Origin of the sequence: uncultured Escherichia sp., assembly GCF_948475835.1 — a bacterium.
Taxonomy (GTDB): Bacteria; Pseudomonadota; Gammaproteobacteria; order Enterobacterales; family Enterobacteriaceae; genus ECMA0423.
This window is the reverse complement of record NZ_CAOLGM010000148.1, coordinates 1-9,953: the sequence shown is the minus strand read 5'-3', so window position 1 is coordinate 9,953 and position 9,953 is coordinate 1. Positions and strand designations below refer to the sequence as shown.

General features: G+C 50.4%; 8 protein-coding genes and 1 tRNA gene. 3 read left to right on the top strand and 6 right to left on the bottom strand.

Annotated features, from left to right (window positions below):
• Both fimH and sfmF read left to right on the top strand, forming a co-directional pair.
• On the top strand, positions 1–719 hold a 719-nt coding region (gene fimH, locus QZF50_RS20720; RefSeq protein WP_290388969.1), incomplete at its 5' end, for a type 1 fimbria D-mannose specific adhesin FimH.
• Positions 720–729: 10 nt separating this feature from the next.
• Positions 730–1,245, top strand: coding sequence for a fimbria assembly protein (gene sfmF, locus QZF50_RS20715; RefSeq protein WP_001250422.1), 516 nt, complete (start codon positions 730–732; stop codon positions 1,243–1,245).
• 2 nt (positions 1,246–1,247) lie between these two features.
• Here the strand turns inward: sfmF and fimZ are convergent, their stop codons facing one another.
• Entirely contained in the window at positions 1,248–1,880 is a 633-nt protein-coding gene (fimZ, locus tag QZF50_RS20710) for a fimbria biosynthesis transcriptional regulator FimZ (protein WP_000805428.1), read from the bottom strand.
• A gap of 242 nt (positions 1,881–2,122) precedes the next feature.
• On the opposite strand from fimZ, the gene QZF50_RS20705 reads away from it, so the two are divergent.
• Positions 2,123–2,199: transfer RNA gene (locus tag QZF50_RS20705), tRNA-Arg, on the top strand.
• Positions 2,200–2,244: 45 nt separating this feature from the next.
• Here the strand turns inward: QZF50_RS20705 and envY are convergent.
• The 5 genes from envY to QZF50_RS20680 all read right to left on the bottom strand — a co-directional run.
• Positions 2,245–3,006 carry a DNA-binding transcriptional regulator EnvY gene (gene envY, locus QZF50_RS20700; protein ID WP_001177469.1) on the bottom strand — a complete coding sequence of 254 codons (762 nt, stop codon included), beginning with the start codon at positions 3,004–3,006 and terminating at the stop codon, positions 2,245–2,247.
• 182 nt (positions 3,007–3,188) lie between these two features.
• On the bottom strand, positions 3,189–4,079 hold the full coding sequence (locus QZF50_RS20695) for a DUF4434 family protein (protein ID WP_001224567.1): 891 nt from the start codon (positions 4,077–4,079) through the stop codon (positions 3,189–3,191).
• Entirely contained in the window at positions 4,080–7,052 is a 2,973-nt protein-coding gene (gene nfrA, locus QZF50_RS20690) for a bacteriophage adsorption protein NfrA (protein WP_000662373.1), read from the bottom strand.
• A complete protein-coding gene (gene nrfB / locus QZF50_RS20685; protein WP_061892165.1) occupies positions 7,039–9,276 on the bottom strand; it encodes a cyclic di-3',5'-guanylate-activated glycosyltransferase NrfB in 2,238 nt (745 codons plus the stop codon). The genes nfrA and nrfB overlap by 14 nt, the downstream gene beginning before the upstream one ends.
• Positions 9,277–9,544: 268 nt before the next feature.
• The coding region (locus QZF50_RS20680; RefSeq protein WP_042969325.1) for an ISAs1 family transposase at positions 9,545–9,953 on the bottom strand (409 nt) is incomplete at its 5' end.

Genomic DNA, 9,953 nt, shown 5'->3' with positions numbered 1-9,953 from the left:
ATATGCAATTAAATGATTATCAATTAGGTGCGATGAGTCTGGTTGATAGTGTGATGGATATTCAGTTCCCCCCGCAAAATTATATTCGGATGGGAACAGATCCTAACGTTTCACAAAACCTTCCATTCGGGGTGATGGATTCTCGTTTAATATTTCGTTTAAAGGTTATTCGTCCCTTTATTAACATGGTGGAGATCCCCAGACAGGTGATGTTTACCGTGTATGTGACATCAACGCCTTACGATCCGTTGGTTACACCTGTTTATACCATTAGTTTTGGTGGCCGGGTTGAAGTACCGCAAAACTGCGAATTAAATGCCGGGCAGATTGTTGAATTTGATTTTGGTGATATCGGCGCATCGTTATTTAGTGCGGCAGGGCCGGGTAATCGACCTGCTGGTGTCATGCCGCAAACCAAGAGCATTGCGGTCAAATGTACGAATGTTGCTGCGCAGGCTTATTTAACAATGCGTCTGGAAGCCAGTGCCGTTTCTGGTCAGGCGATGGTGTCGGACAATCAGGATTTAGGTTTTATTGTCGCCGATCAGAACGATACGCCGATCACGCCTAACGATCTCAATAGCGTTATTCCTTTCCGTCTGGATGCAGCTGCGGCAGCCAATGTCACACTTCGCGCCTGGCCTATCAGTATTACCGGTCAAAAACCGACCGAAGGGCCGTTTAGCGCGCTGGGGTATTTACGCGTCGATTATCAATGAGGTACGGAGAATGAGAAGAGCACTCTTTAGCTGTTTCTGCGGGTTACTGTGGATTTCCAGTGGATGGGCAGCTGACCCTTTGGGAACGATTAATATCAATTTGCACGGTAACGTTGTTGATTTCTCCTGTACCGTAAACACTGCGGATATTGATAAGACGGTAGATTTAGGCAGATGGCCTACGACACAATTACTGAACGCTGGCGATACCACGGCACTCGTCCCTTTTAGCCTGCGGCTGGAGGGATGTCCTCCGGGTTCAGTTGCGATTTTATTTACGGGAACGCCGGCATCCGATACCAACCTGCTGGCTCTGGATGATCCCGCAATGGCGCAAACCATCGCCATCGAATTACGTAATAGCGATCGCTCCCGGCTCGCACTGGGAGCGGCGAGCCCGACTGAGGAAGTAGATGCAAATGGCAATGTCACACTAAACTTTTTTGCCAATTATCGAGCGTTAGCCAGCGGTGTTCGGCCAGGTGTGGCGAAAGCGGATGCGATATTTATGATCAATTATAATTAATATTATATTAATTCGTATAATTTGGCGTAGTCGATAAGCTCTACAATTGAATGCAAACCTAGCTTGCCATAAATATTAGATTTATGCGCACTAACTGTTTTATTGCTAAGTAATAACTTATCGGCAATTTCTTTATTAGATAATCCGCTAACCAGATAACGTAATATGGTCACTTCACGATTAGATAGCACAGTGACCGTTGAACTATTCGTACTACATTTATTGCTTTTTATATAGTTAAGCGTTTCGCTTGGAAAAAACGTGTATCCGGAGAGGATCATCTGAACGGCATGAAAAATATCATTCTGATCATTGCATTTACTGACAAAACCGTTAGCACCAGCTTGTATCGCTCTGCCAGCATAAAAGCATTCTGATTTCGATGATAAAAATAACACTTTCACTGTGCTCTGGATTTGTTTGATCCTTTTCAGGAAGGTAAAACCGTCTGTTCCGGGCAAGTCTATATCCATAATGATTAAATCAACAGGACGGGTTCGGAGATAATCGATGGTTATGCGGTAATCATCCGTTTTCAGGACAATCTGCAATTCACTGTTTTTTTGCAACAGAACTTCAATAGACATTCTGATGATAGGATGAGTATCCATAATGATCACCGACGTTGGTTTCATAGTTACCAGTCTCATAGGAGCGGACAATTTTCCGTTAGGGCGGTAAATTGTACTTTGATACATGAAAATACGGGTTTTCTTGATTCAGACGCGCAGCGGTGTGTGTTTGTTTGCCGCTATAGCGAAATAAATCAGAAAATCAGACGCGGTCGTTCACTTGTTCAGCAACCAGATCAAAAGCCATTGACTCAGCAAGGGTTGACCGTATAATTCACGCGATTACACCGCATTGCGGTATCAACGCGCCCTTAGCTCAGTTGGATAGAGCAACGACCTTCTAAGTCGTGGGCCGCAGGTTCGAATCCTGCAGGGCGCGCCATTTCTTCTTCATTTATGCCCGTCTTATCCGTTTCCGCTTTGCCCTTCACCACATCACTTTTTGTCGCTGTTTGGCGAGATAATTCAACGGTGTCAGGCCGTAAAACGCCTTAAAAACAGAGATAAAGTATGACGTGCTGCTATAGCCACATAATTGCGCCACCTGAGTGATATTTTTGTTATCCATCAATAACATCTGTACGGCGTAACGCATACGACACTCTGTGACAATCTGGCTATAGCTGGTATTTTCGTTTTTTAATTTCTTTTTGAGCAGGCTGGGGCTTAAACATAGCGAACTGGCGACAATTCGCAGATTCCAGTAATGCTGAATATCGCTTTGAATAATGCGGCAGACGCTGTCGCGGACGCTGCTGCGTAAGATATACATCAGTAGGGCAATAAACCGCGATTGCTCAAGAAAGTTAGACAATACGGTAAAAAGCAATACGCGCGTCAACTCCGCTTCGCAGGGTTTGCTGGGTTGCTGCTTGCTGTGGTTGGCGGCTAGCCGGAACACTTCCGGTGTACGGCTATGACAAGCAATAACCGGGGTTGCCAGCCGCGACCAGGGCTTTACACAGGTTAAGTTCTTATTTAAAAACAACAGATAATCGTTGATGATGTTACGGTTGATGTGGGTGATTAATACGTGATTTAACGTTGAGAGTTCAATGACGTTATTGTTGCACGCGAAGGCGGCCAGGTAGTTTTTCGGAAGGGTAAACGTAGCATGGTTATTGACGCTTACCTCTACCTCTTTTTCGGTCAGGATCACCACGCAAGGTTCACTGCTGCTCAATTGCATTTCGCACTCCTCAGATATCAGAAACTCCGCTCAAAGGATCTATGCTTCCTGCATGAGTGATCGGCCCGTTCGCCGATAACGATCTTCTTTCTTTAGCACGCTTTTTAGCAATTAATCTTGATGGAATTCTGACGAGAGCGAAAGAGGTAAGCCAGGTCGTACCCGACTTACTTGGAGGAGATTTAATACTCGAGAATGCCGTGCGCGACGGGCAAATAGCGCAGAGAGAAATAGAGAGTGTCTTTACCGCAAGAGGAACGTTTCGCTAACAGCGAGGCGATCTCTGCGTCCGGTTTCGGTTTCGCTGTAAAGGTTTTGCCTTTGCCGGCGACAAACAGTTCATAAACAATGCCGCTTGCTGGGGCGGAACTTTGGCAATCGGCGCTGGCCTGTAGATAACGTTCACGCTGTTCAGCGGTCAGTTTATCCACGCCGCTGCCATCCTGTACCCAAACATTAACGCCGGTTGCTTTAACGTGTTCCAGCAGTTGGCGATAGCCATCGGGCGACATGTTTCCGGCGAAAAAACTACTGATATAAACCGGTTTTGCTGAAACATCGCTAATCAGCCGCTGCGCGTTGTTTAACCATGTTAGCAAAGGCTGACGGGCAGCTTCGCTGCGCCAGTTCAGGTCGTCAATTTCCGCGCTGATGTACCAGCCATCCGGCGTTACGCCAGGCGCGGCGCTCCATAATCTGGCTTGCTGGAGATCGGCAGCCAGCAGGCGATTAAGATAGCTTTCCAGCGCTGCGGACGACTGTTTCTGGTGCATAAAAAATTCCGGATCGGCGTTCAGCCCGACAATCAGCTTCAGGCCAGCCTGTTGCGCAGCTGCGGCACGCTTAAACAATAACGCGCGCTGTTCTGGCTGGGTGAATGCATCGCCGTAACGGGTCCATTGCAAAACCAGGGTATCGAAGCCTTGCAAACGTAACTGACTCATCAGCCCCTGCCACTGGGTATCGGTAACCTGACTATCTCGGTTTTGTGGTTGCCAGATAATACCTTTCATCGCAAAGGAAAAAGGGCTGACCAAAAGCAGTGTCAGCAATACGAAAATGAACTTACGCATTTACCAGTGCACTCCAATGGTGAGAAACGCGTTGTTGCGCTCTCCGTTACGTTGATTAATCGCCTTAAAGGTATGTTGATACTCGACGCCGAGACTGACTTTGTGCGGCCAGGCGTCGTAGTGCGTCTCGCCGGTCCAGATATTCCAGCGGACCCCGACTCCGCCAAGCTGCGCGCCCTGAGTGCCTTTATCACGATAGCCGTTGTCCTGAACGTGAGCGTAAGGCTCAATAGTCTGTCCGTTAGCTACCTTCTGATGCCAGCTGACGCGATAATCTGCCGTCCACGCCTGAATATCCTGGCGGATATATTGCGCCGCATCGAGGTACAGGTTTTGGGCAAACCAGCCTGAACCGTTCGGGTGCCATTCGTCGCTGTATTTGCCGCCATTAAAGAATGAGGCGCTGGCGCGCAGCATGGTATCGGATGCGCCATTTTGGCCGTTCAGCGGCAACTGCTGTTCGACGGCGAGGAAAAAGATCTGATCGCGCAGCGGCTTCCAGCGCAGACCGGTGCCGGACATCGGATTTTTCACCGGCATCATCACCCCGTTTTCTCCGGTATCGGCAAAGACGCGGCTATAAACTGAGAGCAGGTCGCCTTCCAGCAGCATATTGCGTCCGATGCGGTACTCGGCTTCCAGTTGCCCGTAGCTACGATAGCTTTTCCCTGGCGCTGCGCCGCCGACATTATTGTTAGCGGTGCTCATTGCCCCGGAACGCAAGCCGATAGAAGAATCGAAACTGAACGTCCAGCGGCGACCGACCTCCTCATGCAAACGGCGGAAATTGAAGCGTTGCTGATTTTGCTCTGGGGTCAGTGGGGTTATCAGCGCCTGATTATCAATGTCATCAATCACCAGCCGGGCGTAGTGCTGCGTCGCAGGCATGTCATCCAGACGCTGGTTCACGTAGGCCAGTTGTCGGATCAGTGCCGGATCGTCCGGAAGCCCTTTATGCGCCTGTTCGAGCATTTCCCGCGACTGTGCGATATCACCGCTATCCCACAAGGCGTAACCAAGCGCTGCCTGGATGTTGCTATTATTCGGTTCCAGTTCCAGCGCGGCGCGCAAATCACTCACCGCCGCCGGGACATTATGACGTTGGCGATAAATTGTCGCCCGCGCAACGTAAGCGTTGGCAGAAGGCGCAATATTGATTGAGCGCGTGAGATCGCTCAGTGCGAGTTCCGGCTGACCAGGAATGTAACGTTGCGCATGCAGCCACCAGTAGAGGGCATTGTTTCCCAGTCCACGTTGTTCTGCCTGTTGTAGCCAGCGATCGCGAGCTGCACCATTTCCTGCCGCCTGGGCGGTATTGGCAGCAGCAAGCAGATCCTCATTGCTCATGTCGTGAAGACTGATTTTCTGCCAGGCCGCCAGTGCGGTGGCGTAGTCCTCAACCTGATACGCCTGATAGGCTACCGCACGATGTTGCCAGGCGTTCGGTTGTCGTTGTTCGGCCTGAAGCCATGCATACAGCGCCACACCGGGTAGCGTGTCCCGATAACACTTTGCCAGACGGTTCCAGGCGGAAGCATCGTAGGAAGGCGACATATCGCCCAGCAAGCGAACTATTGCCGGGCAATTATCTGCAATACCCGGCAACTGACTTTGCCACTGACGTTGCTCCGCCAGCGGTAAGGGTTTCGATAAAATCGCCACCTTCGCCGGCGTTGCCAGGTAAGGATGACTTTCCAGCAGAGACGCCAGTCGCGCCATTAAAGTCTGGCTGACACGCGCATCGCCCTGGAAAGGATAGCGTTGCAGCAATAAATCGGCAGCTTCGCGTGACTGCTCGTTCTGCATCAGTTGCCAGGTCAGTTGATCCAGGCGGGTAAGATTTGCCGGTTCTTGCTGATACAGCAATCGTGCCAGACGCAGAGATTCAGCCTTGTTACGGGTCGCCACGCTGACAGCATAACGCTCCTCAAGCATTTCATTGGCGGGGAGGGTGGCGAGCAGTTTTTGCGCTGCGTCGTACTGACCTTCTTTTAACAGCACCGGTAGCGTCGCGCCAACAACATACTGGCGGTTATCGGCAAACTGCACCGTATAATTCGCCAATGCCTGAACGGGGTTGGCGCTGTATTTAGATAACAGATAGAGCCAACTTTTCTCTTGTGCGTCCGTGGTAAACAGCGGCTTATTTTCATTGAGATAATGCTGGAGGCGTGCTTTTTCGCCACGATAAGCCAGCGCGGTCGCGTAAGTAATATATGACTGAGGATCGGTGAAGATCCCCTGTGATTGCAGTGCCAGGATCCGATCGTCCAGCTGCCCGGCAAGAAGCACGTCAAACCACTGACGGCGTTCTGCCGCGCTTAATGTGTTCTGCTGGCGTGCTTCATTGTATAGCGTATCTGCCTGGGACCATTGTTTCAGGTAGATTGCCCGTTGCAGCAGATCGGTTCGCAGCGTTTTTCCTTCTGGCGATGCAGCAAACGTCGCATCGTTCAGTTGCGCTCTGGCGACAGGTAATTGTGCCAGCCGCAGGGCATTCTGCCCGACTTCACTGCGACAACGCAGGGTCGGCGCAGCGTCGCACGCTTTTTGCTGGGCAAGCAGTTCTTCAACAGTCGTAACGCTTTTCACTTCAACCGGAATAGCCGCCAGACTGCGCTCAAGTCGGGCATCTCCTGGGTGACGTTTCAGTTGATCCTCAAGCAACAGCCGCGCCCGGTCATCATGACCAAAATGGCGATAGGCTTCCGCAAGGTATAAAGTCAGCGGAATATTATCCGGCACCTGCTGGTGTATATATTCAAATTCGCGGATGGCGGTTGCTTCGTCGTTATTTTTCTGTGCCTTCAGCGCCTTATCGAGACGGGGATAAATAACAAAATGGCGATAATCGCTCAGCCCCAGCTCTTCTGCGCTGGTGCCGATATTGTCTGCGAGTGCGCTGGTACTCAATAAAGACGTCAGCAGTAAACCAGACCATCCGATGACGCGATTAAGGTTATTCTCCTTCATTTTCGGACTCCAGTTGCGCAACCTGTTCTGTGTTTAAACCTGCTTTGAGTAATAGTGATTGCATCGAAACTTGTAATTCGCGTTGAATTGTCAGGACGCGATCCAACGTTTCCTGGCTGATAACGCCTTCGGTGACCAAAAACTTGCCGAGCGGCAGAGAACTGCGTTCATGGCGCAATAACAACACGTTAATTGCTGAACGATTAATATGACCGAGCGTGGTCAGTATTTCGGCGAACAGGAACTGATGCGGCACATATTGCCGCCAGATTTCACCGGCCTGCTGTTCCGTGAGCCACTGATGCTGAACCGCATTGTACAACATTGCCCGCGGATCGTGACCGCGTCGGCGTGCATACCAGTGACGTAACCCAGTGACAATTTGTCCCCGCAGAACAATGACGTAACGCACTTTGCGTCCGACTTTACGCGTCAGGGCCGCCAGCGAAACCGGGTCAATACCATCTTCACTGCCGACAATTAACTCATCATTTTCCAGACGCAGCGGCAGTACTGCATAATGCAGCGCTACGGAGGCTGGCATTTCGGCAATCAGCGAGGACGGGATCTGCCAGGCATCGATGGATTCCCACGCCACGCCGTTTTGCTCTGCCAGCGCCTGTGCCAGCTGCTCGGCGCTAATCAGCCCCTGCATCAGCATTGAACCGCCCAGGCGTAGACCTTCGACGCGATTACGCAGTGCTGTATCGAGTTGTTCTTCAGTGATGACCTGATTTTCCAGCAGAATTTGGCCTAACGGGCGCAACGAGCGGGTATCGCCAGTCACGCTGGGGAAGTCATGCGTTGTTTTATCCCACGCGACGCGACGTGGATCGCCGTGTTGAAGTACCTGTTTTAGCGCGCGCCAGTTGGCCATGAAGTTAATCAGGTTGCCCCAGAAAAGACGCAGGACAGATAGCAGCCCCTGCGTCTGACCGTAGTAGCCAGTGACGAAAATCACCCGCTGCACGATGCGGTTAACCATCAAGCCAAAGTTTAGCCACAGCAGGGTCATTAACCATGCGCTGCCGCTAAAAATAGAAAGGAAATGCCAGGCATTGGGCCACAAACTTTCATACGCCAGCAACAGCAAAAGCTGGAGCATCACCAGCATCGCGAGGAAGCTGACAAAGTTACTGATTGCCCCTTTGCGGTCGCGCCAGAGAAAGTAGTTCAGCGTCAGGCTGGAGGTCCATTTGTGGGTTTTAAAGCCCTGGAAAACAATGCCGATGATCCAGCGAGATTTTTGTCGAACTGCAGTCGAAAAGGTATCGGGGAAATATTCGCGCACGCAGATCATGTTTGACGTCCGTGCGTGCTGTAAAAATTTGCGCTGCTCGCGTTCTTTGGCTTCGTCCACCACCGGAAAACGGACAAAAATTTCCGTCATACCTTTCTCTTTCAGGCGGAAACCAATGTCGTAATCTTCAGTCAGACTCTGCACGTCGAAAGCAATACCGTCACCGTCAGCTAACAGAGCGGTCACGGCGCGGCGGCTGAAACAGGTGCCGACGCCTGCGCTGGGCACTTGTCCGGCGAGGGCTTCACGCACCGGAACATCTTTGCCATGCAGCTCTGAAAACTCATCAATGTAAGTCATGCTGGTGAAGTGCGTCCATTCGCGTTCGAACGGATACACCGGGATCTGAATCAGATCTTTACGCTCGACCAGATAGTTGAACAGACGCAATTCCATCGGTGAAATCACATCTTCGGCGTCATGCAGAATAAAACCAGCAAAAGCGAAATTGGCGCTACGTTCAAACTGGGTGATGGCGTCCAGCACGTTGTTCAGACAGTCGGCTTTGCTGGTGGGACCAGGACGCGCGCAGACTACCTTATGCACGTTCGGAAAGCGAGCGCACACTTCGTCAACATCACGTTGAGTATCGGGGTCGTTGGGGTAGGTGCCAACAAAGATATGATAGTTTTCGTAGTCGAGCGTGGTCGCCGCCAGCTCGGCCATATTGCCGATGACGCCCGTTTCATTCCACGCCGGAACCATAATCGCTAACGGTTTTTCATCTGGTTTATACAGTTCGCGGTAACTCATTCGCGGGTAGCGGCGATAAACACTCAACTTGCGTTTAATGCGGCGTACCCAGTAGACGACATCAATAAAAAAATCGTCCAGCCCGCTGATGAACATGATGACCGCTAACGTTATCGCGATTACTTTTAAGCCGTAGAGCCAGGTTGCAAAAACATCAAGAAGCCAGTCCACACAAAAACCTTACATTAACGCTGGTTATGTTTAGGGTGGCGTATATTAAGGTTTTTTATGAATTGTGACAGCTTTTTACCATTAATAGGTATGACTATTGCGGCACGTTATTTTTACACTGGTTATAAAAGTTGCCGTTTGCGTAGAATGTAGACAAAAGCATGGTGTCAAGGAGGGGAGGTTAACGTCATAGTGAAAAGGAGCGGTGGCACCGAGCAGGTCATAATGTAGTGGAAGTGCCTGGAGGAGGTGAGCAGGCAGGGCAAGATTACGAAAGCCCGCTCCCCGCAAGGACTGACGCGAGATAGTTTCTGTCCATGGCTGCTTTTCGCATCTTACGTCTTAACCCTGCCTTGAATACCTTATCATTCGTTAAAATATTAATAGCGATGTGCCGTATCCCTGAAAATAATTCTGCGGCGTTTCCTCTTCTTATTTTGCAGTCGTCTTCATTCATTACCACGTCCAGACGCCAGTGCAGCTTATTCTCCACGTGCCAGTGGTTTCGGATTGCTGTGGCGAACTTCTCTGCGGTTAAATCAGCAGAACTGATATAATATCTGACCGTCATTTCTGGCTCTTTCTTTTGTTCTGCTATTATGGACCGAAAGGAGACTGCCACGCATAATTTCTTCAGCCCTTTCCATTCAAACGTGAAATCAATAAGTTCATCAGGG

Excerpts from the sequence above, each read along its gene's own strand:
- sfmF (WP_001250422.1), top strand. The coding sequence starts at position 730 with ATGAGAAGAGCACTCTTTAGCTGTTTCTGCGGGTTACTGTGGATTTCC.
- fimZ (WP_000805428.1), bottom strand. The coding sequence starts at position 1,880 with ATGAAACCAACGTCGGTGATCATTATGGATACTCATCCTATCATCAGA.
- envY (WP_001177469.1), bottom strand. The coding sequence starts at position 3,006 with ATGCAATTGAGCAGCAGTGAACCTTGCGTGGTGATCCTGACCGAAAAA.
- QZF50_RS20695 (WP_001224567.1), bottom strand. The coding sequence starts at position 4,079 with ATGCGTAAGTTCATTTTCGTATTGCTGACACTGCTTTTGGTCAGCCCT.
- nfrA (WP_000662373.1), bottom strand. The coding sequence starts at position 7,052 with ATGAAGGAGAATAACCTTAATCGCGTCATCGGATGGTCTGGTTTACTG.